The organism is Pseudomonas sp. MDT1-85, assembly GCF_054898065.1.
Map to the genome: position 1 here is coordinate 3,542,764 of NZ_CM142715.1, position 16,146 is coordinate 3,558,909.

14 protein-coding genes are annotated in these 16,146 nt (G+C 60.4%); all 14 read right to left on the reverse strand.

Features of this window, described 5'->3' with window-relative positions:
• Nucleotides 1-56 precede the first annotated feature (56 nt).
• The 14 genes from ACYZT2_RS15935 to ACYZT2_RS16000 all read right to left on the reverse strand — a co-directional run bounded on the left by ACYZT2_RS15935 (nt 57) and on the right by ACYZT2_RS16000 (nt 16,107).
• Nucleotides 57-932, reverse strand: a complete 876-nt coding sequence (locus ACYZT2_RS15935) for a DUF6282 family protein (protein ID WP_461965446.1) — start codon at nt 930-932, stop codon at nt 57-59.
• On the reverse strand, nt 929-1,705 hold the full coding sequence (locus ACYZT2_RS15940; protein ID WP_461965448.1) for an alpha/beta fold hydrolase: 777 nt from the start codon (nt 1,703-1,705) through the stop codon (nt 929-931). The genes ACYZT2_RS15935 and ACYZT2_RS15940 overlap by 4 nt, the downstream gene beginning before the upstream one ends.
• A 36-nt stretch (nt 1,706-1,741) precedes the next feature.
• Nucleotides 1,742-2,716 carry an NAD(P)H-dependent flavin oxidoreductase gene (locus ACYZT2_RS15945; RefSeq protein WP_461965450.1) on the reverse strand — a complete coding sequence of 325 codons (975 nt, stop codon included), beginning with the start codon at nt 2,714-2,716 and terminating at the stop codon, nt 1,742-1,744.
• 83 nt (nt 2,717-2,799) lie between these two features.
• Nucleotides 2,800-3,171, reverse strand: coding sequence for an antibiotic biosynthesis monooxygenase (locus tag ACYZT2_RS15950; protein WP_461965452.1), 372 nt, complete (start codon nt 3,169-3,171; stop codon nt 2,800-2,802).
• A 65-nt stretch (nt 3,172-3,236) separates the two neighbouring features.
• A complete protein-coding gene (locus tag ACYZT2_RS15955) occupies nt 3,237-3,767 on the reverse strand; it encodes a flavin reductase family protein (RefSeq protein ID WP_461965454.1) in 531 nt (176 codons plus the stop codon).
• Nucleotides 3,764-4,933 carry an LLM class flavin-dependent oxidoreductase gene (locus tag ACYZT2_RS15960; protein WP_461965456.1) on the reverse strand — a complete coding sequence of 390 codons (1,170 nt, stop codon included), beginning with the start codon at nt 4,931-4,933 and terminating at the stop codon, nt 3,764-3,766. The genes ACYZT2_RS15955 and ACYZT2_RS15960 overlap by 4 nt, the downstream gene beginning before the upstream one ends.
• A 71-nt stretch (nt 4,934-5,004) precedes the next feature.
• Nucleotides 5,005-5,709: an RraA family protein gene (locus tag ACYZT2_RS15965; RefSeq protein ID WP_461965458.1), complete on the reverse strand. Its 705-nt coding sequence runs from the start codon at nt 5,707-5,709 to the stop codon at nt 5,005-5,007.
• Nucleotides 5,706-6,908, reverse strand: a complete 1,203-nt coding sequence (locus ACYZT2_RS15970) for an isocitrate/isopropylmalate dehydrogenase family protein (protein WP_461965460.1) — start codon at nt 6,906-6,908, stop codon at nt 5,706-5,708. Before ACYZT2_RS15970 ends, ACYZT2_RS15965 begins: the two co-directional genes overlap by 4 nt.
• A complete protein-coding gene (locus ACYZT2_RS15975) occupies nt 6,908-7,936 on the reverse strand; it encodes a beta/alpha barrel domain-containing protein (RefSeq protein WP_461965462.1) in 1,029 nt (342 codons plus the stop codon). Before ACYZT2_RS15975 ends, ACYZT2_RS15970 begins: the two co-directional genes overlap by 1 nt.
• A gap of 459 nt (nt 7,937-8,395) precedes the next feature.
• Nucleotides 8,396-9,262 carry a LysR family transcriptional regulator gene (locus tag ACYZT2_RS15980; protein ID WP_461965464.1) on the reverse strand — a complete coding sequence of 289 codons (867 nt, stop codon included), beginning with the start codon at nt 9,260-9,262 and terminating at the stop codon, nt 8,396-8,398.
• 222 nt (nt 9,263-9,484) lie between these two features.
• Nucleotides 9,485-10,669 carry an MFS transporter gene (locus ACYZT2_RS15985; RefSeq protein ID WP_461965466.1) on the reverse strand — a complete coding sequence of 395 codons (1,185 nt, stop codon included), beginning with the start codon at nt 10,667-10,669 and terminating at the stop codon, nt 9,485-9,487.
• Entirely contained in the window at nt 10,666-11,667 is a 1,002-nt protein-coding gene (locus ACYZT2_RS15990; RefSeq protein ID WP_461965468.1) for a zinc-dependent alcohol dehydrogenase family protein, read from the reverse strand. The genes ACYZT2_RS15985 and ACYZT2_RS15990 overlap by 4 nt, the downstream gene beginning before the upstream one ends.
• Before the next feature lie 79 nt (nt 11,668-11,746).
• The gene (locus tag ACYZT2_RS15995; RefSeq protein ID WP_461965470.1) at nt 11,747-14,932 is read right to left on the reverse strand and encodes an efflux RND transporter permease subunit; all 3,186 of its coding nucleotides are present in this window, start codon (nt 14,930-14,932) and stop codon (nt 11,747-11,749) included.
• Nucleotides 14,929-16,107, reverse strand: a complete 1,179-nt coding sequence (locus tag ACYZT2_RS16000) for an efflux RND transporter periplasmic adaptor subunit (RefSeq protein ID WP_461965472.1) — start codon at nt 16,105-16,107, stop codon at nt 14,929-14,931. The genes ACYZT2_RS15995 and ACYZT2_RS16000 overlap by 4 nt, the downstream gene beginning before the upstream one ends.
• Between the last annotated feature and the right edge of the window lie 39 nt (nt 16,108-16,146).

Sequence of the window (16,146 nt, forward strand, 5' to 3'; positions counted from 1 at the left end):
GAGCCCGGCCCTGATCAGGTTTTCAGCATGACTTCAACAATCCCCCTCCCCGACCATCAATGGCTGAGCATCTCCAGCGGGCAACTACGGGTGATGGATTCGACTCGCTCGGCACTCAGCTCAAACTCCTCGAACCATTGCCCGCTCATCTCCAACCACGGACGAATGTCTGGCTGGCTGGTCTGGCCCAGGTCCGAGCTGTAGATCACACGGGGTACATCGAGCAGTACTTTGCAAAAGTCTTCCTTGCTCTGATAGCCGAGCAGGTAAGTTAATGCAGTCTGCTCGATGTACAGCGAAGGCAGGCTGCCCAGGTCGAGAAGGTCTTGCGCGTTCAGGCCAGTCAGTGGGTTTGCGGGCTGGTTGAGCATCAGGCGTGGCACTTGCAGGCGATCGGCCGCTTCCACCAGGCGCAGAACCTCTTCGCGGTTGGCGTGCCCGGTGGAGATCACCACCGGGTAGTCACGGCTCATGCGCAGCAGGTCCAACGTGGCAAAGGTCAGCTGACCGCTGCTGTCGCTGACGGTCAGCGGTTTGATCGGTCGCTCAGTCAGGATTGAGTGACTGAGCGAGCGGGCCAGCCGACTGGTATGCGAACGGCCGGTCACGGTGGGCAGGTGCACGACAAAACGCAGGTCGACGGCATCGTGCTGACACAGTGAACGCTCGACCACCCGCCAATCGAGGCCGCCGGCGATTTCATTGAGCACGATTGAACCGGATACCGGCAGTCCTTGTTCGCGGGCCTCCCAGGCTTGGGCGGCGGTACAGCCCAAGTGATTTTTGAGCACCACCCAACCGTCCAGCGCCTGGTAATGGTGACCGGCCTGCAGCGCGCTATGACGACGCAAATAAGCATCAGGGCCGGCGTGGTAGTGAACATCAATAAAGCGTGCGCGAGAGGCCGGGGTGGCGGTGGTCGAAGCACTCATGCATGAGCCTCCAGATCGATTCCCAAGTGTGCTCGCACACTGGCGCGCACGCGCGCGAGGTCATCGAGCAGCGGGCGCATCCCGGCACCGGGAACGCTGACGGCCAGGTGTTGCGCGGAGGTCTTGAAGCTGACATTGGTGGCCCTGACCAACTGCGAGTCCGCGCCGAAGATGCTCAACAGGCGCCCCGGCCAGGCCGCCACTTGAGACTCCACGTTGAGTGCGTTCAACAAACGAAAGCCTTGATCCAGACGTCGCCCGGCCTGTTCCTCGGCGTTCGCCGGCGCATCCGGTTGGCGCACCGGCGGCTTCGCATGAGCCGGTAGCACCCATTGATCGAGCAGCATCAGCGCGGTGTCGACATCACCGGCGCTGGCCAGCTCGGCCATCGTCCCCAGTCGGCGATCCAGGACTTTGTCGGCCTTGGTCGGTGAAGAGATCAACAACGCCCGGGCCACTTGCTGGCCCACGGTGGTGGCGAGCAATCCCTGAACCACTGCCCCGCCCAGGGCCGAACCGGCGATCAGGGCAATTGGCCCAAGCGGCTCGATCACCGCGGCCCAGCGCTGGGTGAAGCTGACAAAATCCTCGTGGTCTTCGGCCAGTAGCGAGAGCGTGTCAAAGATGATGATCCGATAGCCTTTGTCGACCAGCGACTCGGTCAATGGGGCGAAAAACTGTCCCTGGTCCCAGGCGGGCATGACCGGCGACATCACCACGACCAGTTCCGGGCCCAGACCAAACTGCACATGTACGGGGGCATTGCTGTTCATATCGATTCCTTTCCAGAAGAACACGCGCTGATCGCGTCAATCAAACAGTGTGCGAGCGCCACGCAGGGCCTGTTCCGCGCCGCGCAACGTCTGCTCGACGATGGTGGCAGCGGGCAAGACATCGTTGATCAGATCGGCGACTTCACCCGCCCAGATCGCGCGGACGTCGGTGTTGTCTTCGCGCAGCGCCTGGGCGTAGTCCTCGCCGACACTGGCCGGAGCCTTCACCAGTTCGTGCTCGAAACCCAGCCAGCGGGCAGTGAAGTTGTTGGCCAGCGCTCGACCGCTGTACTGCTCTGGCCACTCGATACCCCGCACCAGGTCAAACGCGCGAGTGCGCACGGTATCGCCAGCGGTGGCCCGGACCAGCCGTTGCTTGAGTTTGTTGGACGGCAGCGCCTCTTCACTGGCCAGAAACCGCGTGCCCATCATCACCCCATCGGCGCCCAGCAACAGGGCAGCGGCCAGACCCCGGCCATCGGCAATACCCCCGGCGGCGATCAGTACCACGTCGTCGCCCACCGCATCGCGCACGGCCGGGATCAATGGAAACGATGCCCGCCGCAGGCTGTGCCCGCCGGCTTCGGCGCCTTGCACGATCAGTGCATCGGCACCGGCCTCCAGGGCCGCCAGCGCCTGATCGACGTCATGCACCTGAACGATGGCCAGCGCCCCGCTCTGCTGGATCGGAGCGATAAAAGGCCGGGCATCGCCAAACGACAGGGCGACCACGCTGGGCCGATAAGACAGGGCGAGTTCCAGCAGTTCGAAGCGCTTGGCCACGGTGAACATCACCAGGCCAACGCCCCAGGGTTCCTTGACGTCTTTCATCAGCTCCAGCTCGGTTTTCATCCAGTCCGGATCGCCATAGCTGGCGCCCACCAGACCGAGCCCGCCGGCCCGTGAAACCGCCGCGGCCAGTCGTCCGCCGGAAGCACCGCCCATGGGCGCCAGGACCAGCGGGTTGGTGGTTTTAAGCAGTCGAGTCAGCGCAGAGTCGAAATTGCTCACGGTGTATCTCCTTGATGTACCGATAAAAGAATTCGCCGAGCGGCAAGCCCGCGACACGCAACGTGCGCGGGCCTGCACCTCGCTTAAACGAGCGCCGCGGCCACCGGGGCACAGGCTGCCGGGATGTAGTCGTTGACCTTGTACAAGTGGAACTCCCAGGTACCGGTCTCTTTCAATCGGTTGTAGCGGCTCAGAAATTGCTCATCGGAAAACAGCGAATCGAACTCTTCTTTGCTGCTCCATTGCGCCTGGTTGATCACCGTCTTGCCGTCGATGCTTTTGAACAGGCGGCTCCACTGGAACGACGGGTAAGCCTGCGCCACGTAACTCACTGCCGAGCGCAGTACATCGAGGGCGGCGTCCTGTTGGCCTTCGAAGACGTGCACGACGTTAACCAGAAAAATCGCGTCGCTCTCATCAGGGGTCGGTGCTTGGAATTCAGTCAGGTTGTTCATGGTTGCCTCCTGGCAAACGTAGATTAAAAAATTGTCGCGGCTCAGTGAATCAGTGAATCAGTGAATCAGTGAATCAGCGCGCAAGACTGTGCCGGTTTACCGTCCTGCCAGAGCAGAGGCGAAATGCGTTCGGTGACCAGCGAGCGCTCGACCCGACCGACAATCACCTCGTGGGTGGCGTAGGTCAGTCGGGCATCCACGCTGCAGAACAGCGTGGCCTGGGCGTCAGGCAGATACGGCAAATCGTCGAACGCCGCCCAGTCACCCTGTTCGAAACGCGCATGCCCCTTGAGCTGGCCGGCAAATACACCGACCAGTTGGCTTTGCGCCGCATCGAGCAGGTTCACGCTGAACCGTTGATTGGTCAGCAACGGCTCACACAGACTGGCCGAGCGGTTGATGCAGATCAGCAGCGAGGGCGGATCGGTACACAACGAGCTGACCGCCGTGGCGACCATGCCGCTGCGTGCATCGCCAACGCCGGTGGCAATGATGGTGACCGTGCTGGTCAGGCGCCGCATGGCCCGCTTGAAGTCCTCGGCCGGCTCCGGATTCAATGGTTCGACGGCCAGCGCCAAAGCGCTTCGGGCACTCATGCCACCGCTCCAATGATCCGCCGAGCGCTGTTGTGCGGCTGGCGCAGACCGGCGTCCTCCATGCGTGGCAAGACGTCTTCGAGAAACTCGTCGAGGCCACTTTTGTAGTCGAGCCAGGTCAGGCAGATACCGTCGATGCCCAGGTCGCTGTAGCGCTGGAATTGCTCGGCGATCATTTCGGCGGTGCCCACCAATGGCACCCCGGCGAAACCGGCCTTGAAGTGGAAGCGGAAGCGCTCGGCGTCTTCGGTGCTGGCGAACATCCCGCTCTGAATGCCGATCTCCGAGGTGACGTTATCCAGTGCGACTTCATCGCCATGCTGATTGACGTAGTAGTCGAGGTATTTCTCTGCTTCTTCCAGCGTGTCTTTCTGCACGACATAGGAGTAGACCCAGATCTGGAGCTCGCGGCCAAATTCAAGGCGTGCCAGGTCGCGGTAGGCCTTGATCTGCGCGCGAATGGTGTCGTCGTCATCTTCGTGCTTGAGGATCAGGAACGCCGCGTCGCAATGCTCGGCACAAAACCTTCGACCGCGCTCGGAACCACCGGCATTCATCAGGAATGGCTGGTTGAGCGGTTTGGGTTGGGCGAAACCTTGGGCAATGTTGAAGAAGTCGCCCTTGAAGTCGAAATTGGCCGGCTCGTTCCAGGCCATCCGGGCGACGTTCAGCCACTCATCGGCATGGTCGTAGCGCCGGTCATGTTCCAGCTGCACGCCGCCGTTGAACATGCCCATTTCTTTACCGTACCACCCGCAGATCATGTTCAGACCGAAGCGGCCACCGCTGATATGGTCGATGGTCGCGGCCTGCTTGGCCGCGAACAACGGGTGCACGGTCGACAGGTGCGAGGTGGTAAACAGGGCGATCTGTTCGGTCACCGACGCCAGCCCCGCGGCCCAGGTGTAGGTTTCGAACGACACGCCCATCGGATCGCTGGCGCCACCCCAACCGCGCCAGCGCCCTACCGGCAGCAGCAACTCGAGGCCTGCCTTGTCGGCTTTTTTGGCGATTTCCAGATTGCCGTTCCAGTCGCTGGCATTCAAGCGCTCCGGAACGGTGGTCAGGGTGCAACCCCCTTCGATATTGAGCGCGAACACCCCCAGCTTGATTTTGTTGGTGCTGCTGCGCATCGGATTGGTTTTTACCAAATGGTTCGAAGTCATCTCTCTTCTCCTTAAGTGAGCGTCATGTGCCGTCTCGCATGACGCCTGTTCATCGCACGCAGGTAGGCCGCTCAGGCGGCGCTCGGGGTCTTGGCCTCAGCTGCAAGCCACGGTTGGTCATAACGGTGCAGGCGTCGCGCCTCGGCCAGCGACAGGCCTTGCGCCACCGACTCGATGATGTCGCGCTCGGTCTTTTCCACCGATTGGGCGCGCTTGATGACTTCCTCGGCCTTGTCGATGGGGATCACCAGACAGCCGCTCGCATCGCCGACAATCAAATCCCCCGGATTGACCGTCACCGCACCGATCTGCACCGGCACCTGGGTAGCCTTGAGTTGCACGCGATTCTTTCCCGATTGCATAAACCGCCCACGGCTGAACAGCGGGTAACCGAGTCGGGTCACGGTGTCGATGTCGCGGGCAGCACCGTCGATCACCGTGCCGCGGATGTTCCGGCTCAAGGCCACATGGGTGAGGATGTCGCCCCAAACGGTAGCGTCCAGGCGCCCGGCATTGCTGGACACCACCACGGAGCCCGGGGGGACGTCGTCAATGTAGTTGGCGGCGTTCTTGAACCCGTCGTTCTGGTTGACCGGCTCGTAAAGCACGGTGAAGGCAAAGCCTGAGCAACGGGTGCCCGGGACTTGTTGAGCGATACCTTGCAACCCGGCATCAATGCCGAGGCTGTCGAGGGCATCACTCAGTGACGCCGTATCCAGAGCAGCGCATTGCTCCAACAGGGCGCGTTGTTGCACGGAGAGTGAAAGGTCGCTCATGCATGGCTCCTTGCGGGCAAAGCCCGGCCGTTGTCGGTTGGCGGGTTGAGTAGGCGAAGGTTGAGCACGCTTCTTTCGATGATGGCCGCGGCGCATTGCCGGGTGGTTGCGTGACCACCGCTGTCGTAGGTCTGGCAGTCGTGCTTGACCACCTGGGCCACCGCCTGCTCGATGGCCAGGGCCTGTGCGTGGTAGCCCAGGTGTTCGAGCAGCAATGCCAGAGACAGAAACATCGCGCTGGGGTTGGCCTTGTTCTGGCCGACATGCGCCGGGGCGCTGCCGTGTACCGGTTCGAAGTAGGCCCCGGCATCACCGATGTTCGCGCTGGGTGCGAAACCGAGACCGCCCATGACCCCGGCACCGAGATCGGACAGGATGTCGCCGAACATGTTCTCCGCGACGATCACCCCAAAGCGCTCCGGACGACGAATCATCCACAGGGCGACGGCGTCCACGTTGTCGATGTTGCAGGCGATGTCCGGGTAGTCCGTGGCAACGCTTTCGAGGATGCCCTTGGCAAACGCGCCGCTGTAACGCAACACGTTGGGCTTGTCCGCCAGGGTCACACGCGGGTAGCCGTGCTTGCGGGCATAGTCGAAGGCATAGCGAAACAGTCGGGTCAAACCGGCCCGGGTCTGCAATCGCACCGTCATCGTCGCATCCTCGGGCGAGTCGCGGTGCCAGGGCGCCCCGGCCAGTTCCCGCGCCTTGAGCACCGGTTCGAATTCGGCGGGTATCGCGGCAAAGTCCAGCCCGGCGTAGAGCCCTTCGGTGTTTTCGCGGATCACCGTGAAGCGAAACCGGCCTTCACCCAGGACATCGGTGACTGGCCGCACATTGGCGTACAGACTCAGGCGCTGACGCAGCTGAATCACCGGCGAGACGTAAACCCGCGAGGTGTTGCGCAAATGCTCCGGCAGCTCGGCCTCGGCTTCCTGCAAAGCCTTGCTGGTGATGGCGCCGAGCAACGTGGCGTCGGCGGCGGCGATTTTTGCCCAGGTCTCGGCCGGCACCGGGTCACCGCCGGTTCGCCAGCACTCCCAGCCGATCTGACCGAAATCCAGGTCGATGGGCAAGGCCAATGCCTCGAAGATCGGCAGGATAGCCTCGACCACTTCCACGCCGACACCATCGCCGGGCAGCACACAAACTCGATGACGCGGCTGGTCCGGCAACGTCGATGGATGAAGTGTCGCCATTACATTTTTCCTTCCGCGGAAAGGCGAGCCGGGAAACCGGCTCGGGAAATCACCGTCGGCCGTGCAGCGTGCCGCGCAAACAGGTCCTGCTCGTGCATCGCTCTGAGCGCCTGGAAGGTCGAGTTGATCTGCAACCGGGACATGGTGTCCTCCAGCCGTTGCGACACATCGAACGGCAGGTTGTAAGCGCCCAGCATCACGTCCATGAGCGGGGCTGGCAGACTGCTCAGAGGCACACTTTCAGCGGTGTATTCGGACAATTGCAGGGCCTTGACCAGGTCATAGCCATTGGCACTGCCAATGCGTTCCAGATAGGCGATGAACATGCCCAGGTGCAAGTTGCCCGCCCCTTTGCCCATGCCGCAAATCGAGGTATCGATGTATTCGGCGCCGGCATCGATGGCGGCGATGGAGTTGGAAAGTGCCAGGGAAAGATTGTTGTGCGCATGAAAGCCCAACGGCGCATGCACTCTTCTGGAGATCCGGCTGATCAGCAGTTCGACATCATCAGGAATCATGTTGCCGTTGGAGTCGGCAAAATAAATGATATCGGCCCCGGCCCCCTCCGCACGCAACGCAATGTCGGTTACAGCACCCGGTGTTTGCGTGGTGATATGGGTGATGTTGGCACTGGCCAGGAAGTTGAACGACTTGGCCAACTTGATGGTGTCCAGCCCTTGTTCAAGTTGATCGGCACGCAGGCATACCCGAATCATTCCGACGCCATGTTCGGCCAGCATTTCAAAGTCTTCGCTGACCACATTACGCGGGTGAACCATGACACACAGCCCTAGTTGGCCGTGTGTGGCGCGGCGTAATGAATCCAGATATTCAGGGCTGACCGAACTGCTCAGCCCATGTTCTTTTTTGCGAATGAAAGAGCCATTGCAATAGCCCACTTCAGCGTGAACTACGCCTACATCAGTCAAGTGCCCGACTGCATTGGCGGCATAGTCGGCAGTGAACTCAAAATTATTACGATAACCACCATCACGGAGCGTTACATCAATAATTTTTACTTTGCTCATGATCCAATTCCTTCTGTGGGTTCTCTTAAAACTCTGGACACGCACGCAAGTACGCTCCGGTTTTATCCAGTAGTAACGAGGCCGTAATACAGGATTATTCCTGACAGGTTTTTACGAGGCATGAGTCGAGGGCCGCGAAGGCCGAATACAAAAGTCAAACATGTTTTTTTCAGCGTTAGATGCCGCCATCGAACACGTTCAATGGGCAAATGGAATCATGGCTGTTTTTTTATTATGGGGGTGTCCGCAATCGGAGAGGCGCGCGCCGTGTCCGGTGAGATGGACTCTTGAAAACCCTGGCACAGGTTTTCAATCGTCGAAGGAAGCGTGTTTCTTATTCTTGGACTGATACTGGAATCTGCCCGCTTGTTTGTAAACTCCCCGTATTCACCCTAGGGGGTTAAAAAATTCACCTTGTGTTAATTCAATAGTGAACTACTCCCCTCTCAAAAAAACGTCTCAGAAATAATGCTCAGTCGGAAAACAACTGACCAGGAAGTCCATTAACGAACGAATAGGGGCTTCCTTGCGTAAATCTTCATGCACCACCAGCCAGATATCGATCATCAGATCCGAATTATGGAACTGGGCCTTTTCCAGCGCCGGGTCTTTCAGGCCATAAAAATTGGGCAACAGCGCGATACCGACACCGGCACGTGCTGCCGAGGCCTGTACTTCAAGGCTCCTGGCGCGCAATACCACAGGGCGCTCCGCAGCCACCTCGCGCAGCCACACCTGTTGTCGGGAGTGTTCCATGCTGTCGTCATAGACGATGTACTCGTACTGTTCGCTGGTGTGCTCTGTCAGATAATGCGCGCTGCCGTAAAGCCCAAACGACACGGTGCCGATCTTGCGCGCCACCAGGTCCATCTGGGTCGGGCGGCACAAACGAATCATCAGGTCCGGTTCGGGGTTGCACAGGGTGCCGATATCGTCCTGCATCAGCAGGCTGACATTGATCGAGGGGTGTTCACGACGCAAGCGTCCCAGGTGCGGGGCAATGAACTCGGACGTCAGCAGGGGCGGCGCACTGACCGAGAGGTCGGCGACCATTTCCGTTTGCACCGAAAGCGCCACCTTGGAAATCGCCTTGGCGTCTTTCTGCATTCGCCCGGCAATTTCGGCGATGCGATGACCAAACGGCGTCATTTCATAGTTGCGTTTGCGGCGGTCGACGAGTTTGAGGTTCAGTGATGATTCCAGCGCCGCGATCCGCCGCGCGACGGTGGCATGTTCCACGCCCAGCTCCCTCGCCGCGCTGCTGAGCGACTGCGTGCGGGCGAAGGTGACGTAATGGCGCAAGTTCTCCCAGTCGAACTTGCTCATGTCGCGCGATTCCAGACCCACGGGCCCGTTGCAGGAAGCATTGTGCACAGGTAACGAGTTCATGTGGCCTCGATCGATTCTCAATGGAATGACAATCCAGGCGGTCGACCCAAAGGCTTCCTTCCTGGAGATCCTTGTTTGGGAAAAAACATTCGATGGCGGCCACGCACTGACGAAAATACAACCCCCATCCGTGCGGGCTACGATGCATCGTTGTTCAACTCAGTCTGCGGCGATCTGCGCTCCTCCCTTGCGCGGCTCGGCACTGAAAAACAGGACTTTGACCACGATGACCAATACGGCCAACGCGGCAAATAGAAAACCACTGTACAGGGTGCCCTGCAAGCCCATGCGTGCCAGAAACCATCCGCCAGTTGTCGACCCGATGGTCACGCCCAGATTGATGAACGAGATGTAAATGCCCGTGGCGAACTCGGGCGCTTCCGGCGCTTCGGAGGTCAGCCATATTTGCGTGACGATCAGCCCGCTGGTATGGGTCGCGCCCCAGATCACCACGATTACCGGCATGGTCATCAGTGACGGGCCGGCGAACAGGTACAACAGCCCATAGGCACCGGCCAGCAGGATCGGGTGCAGGATGGTTGTCCGAACCATGTTCTGCCCGATCAGTTTGCCGGCATACAGATTGCCCGCGACGCCGCCAATCCCGAAGATCACCAGCAGGATGCTGATCATCTGCGCGCTCATGCCCGCTTCCTTGGCCAGGTACTCGGCGGAGTAGCTGTACACGGAAAACATCGCGGCAAAAATCAGCGTCGAGGCGGTAATGTTCAGCCAGAGCGGGAACTTGCGCAGAATGGCCAGCTGCTCTTTATAGGAAATGCGGGTTTTGTCGGGCGCGTCCGGCAGCCGGGCAATGATCCCCAGGCCAGCAATGCAGTTGACCACGGCGCAGAACAGAAACGAGGTTTCATAGGAAAACTGCGCCGCGATCAACGTCGTCAACGGCACCCCCAGCACCATGCCCATGCTGGTGCCGACAAAGGCTTTGGCGGCGGCGCGGGTAGACTCCTGCGGTGGGTACAGTGAAACAGCCGCGACAAAGGCCAGGGAAAAGTACACGGGGTGAAACAGCGCCGGGATGATGCGCAGCACCATCAGCGATTCAAAGTTGGGTGCGTAGGCCGACAGCACGCTGGTGCCGGCAAAAATGAACAACGCAATCGTCAGGATCTTCTTGCGATTGAAGCGCGACAACAGCAACACCATGATCGGGCCGAAGACCGCAATGATCAGCGCGAACAGCCCCACCAACAATCCGGCCTGGGACGCACTGATCGCAAAGCGCTCGATAATCACCGGAAGAATCCCGACGACGCCGAACTCAATGGTGTAAACGCCAAACAGGCCCAGTGCGAGAAAGTAGATCGGATGGAGCATTTTCATGAGTCGGACTCCAGCGTGACCACGACTTTGCCGAACTGCTCGCCCGCTTCCAGATACTGATGGGCGGCAACGATCTGTTCGAAGTCGAAGGTTTTGGCGATGACCGGACGCAACGTCCCCTCCTCCAGACCGGCGATGACATACGCCTTGGCGGCCTCGAGCAAGGCTGGCCGGGAGGTGATTTCGTGCAGCAGATAGCCGCGCAACGCCAGGCTTTTGCCCAGCACCTTGAACAGCGGGAAAGGCGCGGGCTCGGGGCTCAGAGCGCCATACACCAGAACGATCCCGCCAGTAGCGGCAACGTCGACCAAATGCTCCAGAAACGGCCCACCCACCGGATCGAAGATCACCCGAGCGCCCTTGCCTGCCGTGAACCGTTCAACCTGTTGATTGAAATCCGCCGACTCGCTGGCCACCACGTGCGCGGCGCCGGCAGACAACAACTGCTCGCGCTTGGCCAGAGTGCGGCTGACGGCGATCGGGATGGCGCCAACCTGATTGGCAATCTGAATCGCCGCCAGGCCGACACTGCTTGAGGCAGCCGTAATCAGAACGAATTCGCCGGGCTGCAATGCCGCGACATGAATCAACGCGCCCCACGCCGTGATGTACTGCATCCATACCGCCGAGGCTTCAGCGAATGACAGGTTGGCGGGATGCTTGACCAGCATCGCCGCCGGCACGACGGCCAGTTCGGCATAGGTGCCCCACTGCGCAATGGAGGCCGGTGGAATCAGGCTGACGATGTCACCGACCGTAAACTGGCCGGCGCGTGCGCCGACGGCCTCGACGATACCCGCCGCTTCATACCCCAGACGGGAAGGAAACTGTGCCTCTTCCAGATACTGGCCGGAGCGGAACATGGATTCTGCCCGGTTCAGACCAATCGCTTTGACGGTGATCCGTACTTCATCAGGCCCCGGTTCAGGCACGTCGATGTCATTGATCCTGAGCACTTCCGGACCACCATATTGGCTAAACCGCACGACGCGCGTCATTGACTGTCTCCTTGTTTCGTTGATTGGCGGTAACTGTAAAGTGAGTGCGAATACTGAAAAACAAGCTGCTGTTCCATTCTTAGCGGACAGTTATGTCCGCAACCGATGGCGCAAAGTCGTCCGCCACCGAGCGTGATCGCCGTGTCGCGAGCAGCCGCAGCGCGACATAGAACACCGGGGTGAATAACAGGCCGAACAGGGTCACCCCGAGCATGCCGAAGAACACCGCGACGCCCATGGCGTGACGCATTTCGGCACCGGCACCGGTAGAGAGCACGAGGGGTACGACCCCCATGATGAAAGCGATCGAGGTCATCAGAATCGGGCGCAAACGCAACTGACTGGCTTCAATGGCTGCGCGCACGATGCTGCGTCCCTGCTGTTCGAGCTCACGGGCGAACTCGACAATCAGAATCGCGTTCTTGCTGGCCAGCCCCACCAGCACCATCAGGCCGATCTGGGTAAAGATGTTGTTATCGCCCTGGGTCAGCCACACCCCGAGCAGCGCCGACATGATGCTCATGGGCACGATAAGCAAGATGACCACCGGCAGCAGCAGGCTTTCATAGAGGGCGGCCAGCACCAGATACACCAGCAGCATGCAAATCAGCAGGATCCACAACGTGGAGTCGCCGGAAATGATTTGCTGGTAGGTCAACTCGGTCCATTCGAACTTGATGCCCTTGGGCAGCGTCTCGGCCGCGATTCGCTCCACCGCGGCCTGAGCCTGACCGGATGAATAACCCGGCGCGGGGCCGCCATTCAGGTCGGCGGCGGTGTAGCCGTTGTAGCGCACGACCATTTCCGGCCCATAGGTGGGGTGAACCTCCACCAGGCTGGCCAGTGGAACCATGTTGCCGTCGGCATTGCGGGTCTTCAGTTGCCCGATATCATCGGCGTGGGCGCGGAACGGCGCATCGGCTTGCACCCGGACCTGATAGACCCGGCCCAACAAGTTGAAGTCGTTGACATACAAGGAGCCCAGGTAGATCTGTAACGTATCGAAGACATCGGTCATGGCAACCTGCGACTGCTTGGCCTTGACCCGGTCAAGATCGACCTTCAATTGCGGCACATCGATCTGGTAGCTGGAAAAGCTTGGCCCCAGTTCCGGTGCCAGCGCGGCTTGCTTGAGGAAGGCGCGAACCGCTTCATCAAGTTTTTCAAACCCCAGCGCGCCACGGTCTTCGAACTGCAACTTGAACCCGCCCAAAGTACCCAGCCCCAACACCGGAGGCGGCGGGAACACCCCGGTAAAAGCTTCCTTGATCGCGGAAAACTGCTGGTTCAGCGCCGAGGCGATGGCCCCGGCACTCATGTCCGAACCCTGCCGATTGGCGAACGGTTCGAGGATCACGAAGATGATGCCGGCACTCGATGAGTTCATCAGGCCATTGACCGACATGCCCGGAAACTCCAGGGTGTGGGCCACGCCAGGTTGCTTGAGGGCGATGTCGTTCATGCGCTGGATGACTTGCTCGGTGCGCTCCAGCGAGGCGCCATTGGGCAGTTGCGCCAGGCCGACCAGAAACTCTTTGTCCTGGGCCGGCACAAAACCACCAGGCAACGAATGGCCAAGCCAGGCCGTGAACCCCAGCAACAGTGCGTAAAGGCCCAGGGTTATGCCCTTGCGCTGAATCACCCGGCCCAGATTGCTGCCGTAGGCCTGCTCGCCCCGCGCCGAGAGTCGATTGAAACGGCTGAACAATGGCCCCAACAACCGATCGATAGCCCAACTGAGGCGATCTCGCGGTGCGTCGTGGGACTTGAGCAACAGTGCACAAAGCGCCGGTGACAAGGTCAGGGAGTTGAACGCCGAAATGATGGTGGAGATGGCGATGGTCAATGCGAACTGCTGATAAAACTGTCCGGTCAGCCCGGGCATGAACGCCAGGGGTACAAACACACTCGCCAGCGTCAGCGTGATGGCGATGATGGGCTTGCTGACTTCCTCCATGGCCTTATAGGACGCGTCCTTGGGGCTCAGGCCGCGAGCAATGTTGCGTTCGACGTTCTCGACCACCACGATCGCATCGTCGACGACGATACCGATGGCCAGAACCATGCCGAACAACGACAGGGCATTGATCGAAAAACCACACGCGAGCATCAGTGAGAGCGTGCCGATAATCGACACGGGCATCGCCAGCAGCGGAATGATCGAGGCCCGCCAGGTTTGCAGGAACAGGATGACCACCAGCACGACCAACAGCGTCGATTCGAGCAGGGTCTGGATCACCGCCAGAATGCTCGAGCGGACAAACTGGGTCGGGTCGAACACAATCGTGTAGTCGACGCCGGCCGGCATGTCTTGCTTGGCCTGGCGCATGATGTCGCGCGCCTGATCGGAAATCGCCAGGGCATTGCCGCCGGCCATCTGGAACACGCCGAAACCCACGGCAGGCTTGCCGTCGACCAGTGAGCGCAAACCGTAGTCCGACGCCGCCAGTTCGACACGGGCGACGTCGCGCAGAAAAGTCACCGCCCCGCCCGGCGAACTCTTGAGGATGATGTCGGCGAATTCCTTTTCCGTTTTCAGCCGGCCCTGAGTGTTGACCGACAGCTGCTGAGCCACGTCCGTACGCATGGGTTGACCACCGATGACGCCGGCCGCGACCTGCACGTTTTGTTCACGGATAGCCGCTACCACATCGTTGGCGCTCAAACCGCGCTGGGCTACTTTTTGCGGGTCGAGCCAAATGCGCATCGCATAATCGCCGCCACCCCAGATCCGGACTTCACCGACGCCCGGGATGCGCTCCAACTGGTTCTTGATATTGAGAATGCCGTAGTTGCGCAGGTAAGTAGCGTTGTACTGGTCATCGGGCGAGATCAGGTGAATCGCCAGCGTTTGGGTCGACGATGACTTCATCGTTACCACCCCCAGCCGTCGCACGTCTTCCGGCAGGCGTGGCAAGGCTTGCGAGACACGGTTTTGCACCAGTTGCTGGGCCTTGTCCGGATCGGTACCGACCTTGAACGTGACACTGAGCGTGAGGTTGCCGTCGCTGTTGGCCTGGGACTGCATATACAGCATGTCCTCGACGCCGTTGATCTGCTCTTCCAGCGGCGCCGCCACAGTCTGCGCCACCACCGCCGGGTTGGCGCCGGGGTACTGGGCGTTGACCACGATCAGCGGCGGGACCACATCGGGGTATTCCGAGACCGGCAAGCGAAACAGCGAGATGATCCCGGCCAGCAGAATCAGGGTCGAAAGGGCTCCGGCAAAAATGGGGCGGTCAATGAAGAAGCGCGAAAAGTTCATTGACCTTCCCTCGCATCGACGCGTTGGGCGAGCAAGGGTCTGACGGTATCGCCCGGCCGCGCCCGGTGCAGGCCGTTGATCACCACCCGCTCGCCGGCTTGCAGGCCGGAATCGATGATTCGCAAGTCGCCCACCAGGTTGCCGGGGCTGATGCGCCGATACTCGACCTGATCATTAGCGGTCACTACCAACACAAACTTCTTGTCCTGGTCCGTGCCGATGGCGCTGTCGTCGATCAGCACGGCCTGACGCGGTGGGCCGCCGCCGAGTTTGATCCGGGCCAGCATGCCGGGCCTGAGCAGGCCGTCGGCATTGTCGAAACTGGCGCGCACCCGCAACGTAGCCGACTGCACGTCGAGCTGATTGTCCATCGACCCCAGTTTGCCCTCGCGCGAATAGTCCGTTTGATTGGACAGCCCGAGCATGACCGGCACTTCATTGCCCTTCGCACTGCCGTGATTGAGGTAGCGCAGGAACGTTTGCTCGTCGACGTCGAAAGCGGCATAGATCGGCGAGAGTGATACCAGGGTGCTCAACGGCGCGGCATTTTCACCGGCGCTGACGATATTGCCCGCGGTCACCAGGGCACGGGACATGCGTCCGCTGACCGGCGCCGTGATGCGAGTGTGGGCCAGATCCAATCGGGAACTGTCGAGTATTGCCTGGGCCTGACGGACATTGGCTTGCGCTTCGCTGGCGGCGTTCTGTTTCTCGTCCAGGTCGCGCATGGCGATGGCATTGGAGTTGATCAGTCGTTGGGCCCGGCCCAGATCGGTTGCGGTGTACAGGCCTCGCGACTTCGCCGCCGCCAGACTGGCCTGGGCCTGTTCGACCCGGGCGGTATACGGCCTGGCGTCGATTTCGAAGAGCAAGTCGCCTTCCTTGACGATCGCGCCATCCTTGAAATGCACAGCAACGATCGTCCCGGACACCAGCGGCCGGATGACTACTTTTTCGACCGCCTCCAGACGTCCGGAATAGTTCTGCCAGTCGGTCACTGGCCTGGACAACGCCATGGCCACATCGACTTCGGCGGCCGCTGGCACCACGCTGGCCTTGGCGATAGTGGACGGTTCCCCGCGTAGCACGGTCACCAGGGCGACGACGATAGCGCAAGCAAGACTGGCGCGGAGCATGAGCGCACTGCCCGAACGTTTGGGTCGGATCGAGTCCATAAACAACTTCCCTGTTATTAAGCGACGTGAGTCGAAGCA

Excerpts from the sequence above, each read along its gene's own strand:
- ACYZT2_RS15935 (WP_461965446.1), bottom strand. The coding sequence starts at position 932 with ATGAGTGCTTCGACCACCGCCACCCCGGCCTCTCGCGCACGCTTTATT.
- ACYZT2_RS15940 (WP_461965448.1), bottom strand. The coding sequence starts at position 1,705 with ATGAACAGCAATGCCCCCGTACATGTGCAGTTTGGTCTGGGCCCGGAA.
- ACYZT2_RS15950 (WP_461965452.1), bottom strand. The coding sequence starts at position 3,171 with ATGAACAACCTGACTGAATTCCAAGCACCGACCCCTGATGAGAGCGAC.
- ACYZT2_RS15955 (WP_461965454.1), bottom strand. The coding sequence starts at position 3,767 with ATGAGTGCCCGAAGCGCTTTGGCGCTGGCCGTCGAACCATTGAATCCG.
- ACYZT2_RS15960 (WP_461965456.1), bottom strand. The coding sequence starts at position 4,933 with ATGACTTCGAACCATTTGGTAAAAACCAATCCGATGCGCAGCAGCACC.
- ACYZT2_RS15965 (WP_461965458.1), bottom strand. The coding sequence starts at position 5,709 with ATGAGCGACCTTTCACTCTCCGTGCAACAACGCGCCCTGTTGGAGCAA.
- ACYZT2_RS15970 (WP_461965460.1), bottom strand. The coding sequence starts at position 6,908 with ATGGCGACACTTCATCCATCGACGTTGCCGGACCAGCCGCGTCATCGA.
- ACYZT2_RS15975 (WP_461965462.1), bottom strand. The coding sequence starts at position 7,936 with ATGAGCAAAGTAAAAATTATTGATGTAACGCTCCGTGATGGTGGTTAT.
- ACYZT2_RS15980 (WP_461965464.1), bottom strand. The coding sequence starts at position 9,262 with ATGAGCAAGTTCGACTGGGAGAACTTGCGCCATTACGTCACCTTCGCC.
- ACYZT2_RS15985 (WP_461965466.1), bottom strand. The coding sequence starts at position 10,669 with ATGAAAATGCTCCATCCGATCTACTTTCTCGCACTGGGCCTGTTTGGC.
- ACYZT2_RS15990 (WP_461965468.1), bottom strand. The coding sequence starts at position 11,667 with ATGACGCGCGTCGTGCGGTTTAGCCAATATGGTGGTCCGGAAGTGCTC.
- ACYZT2_RS15995 (WP_461965470.1), bottom strand. The coding sequence starts at position 14,932 with ATGAACTTTTCGCGCTTCTTCATTGACCGCCCCATTTTTGCCGGAGCC.
- ACYZT2_RS16000 (WP_461965472.1), bottom strand. The coding sequence starts at position 16,107 with ATGGACTCGATCCGACCCAAACGTTCGGGCAGTGCGCTCATGCTCCGC.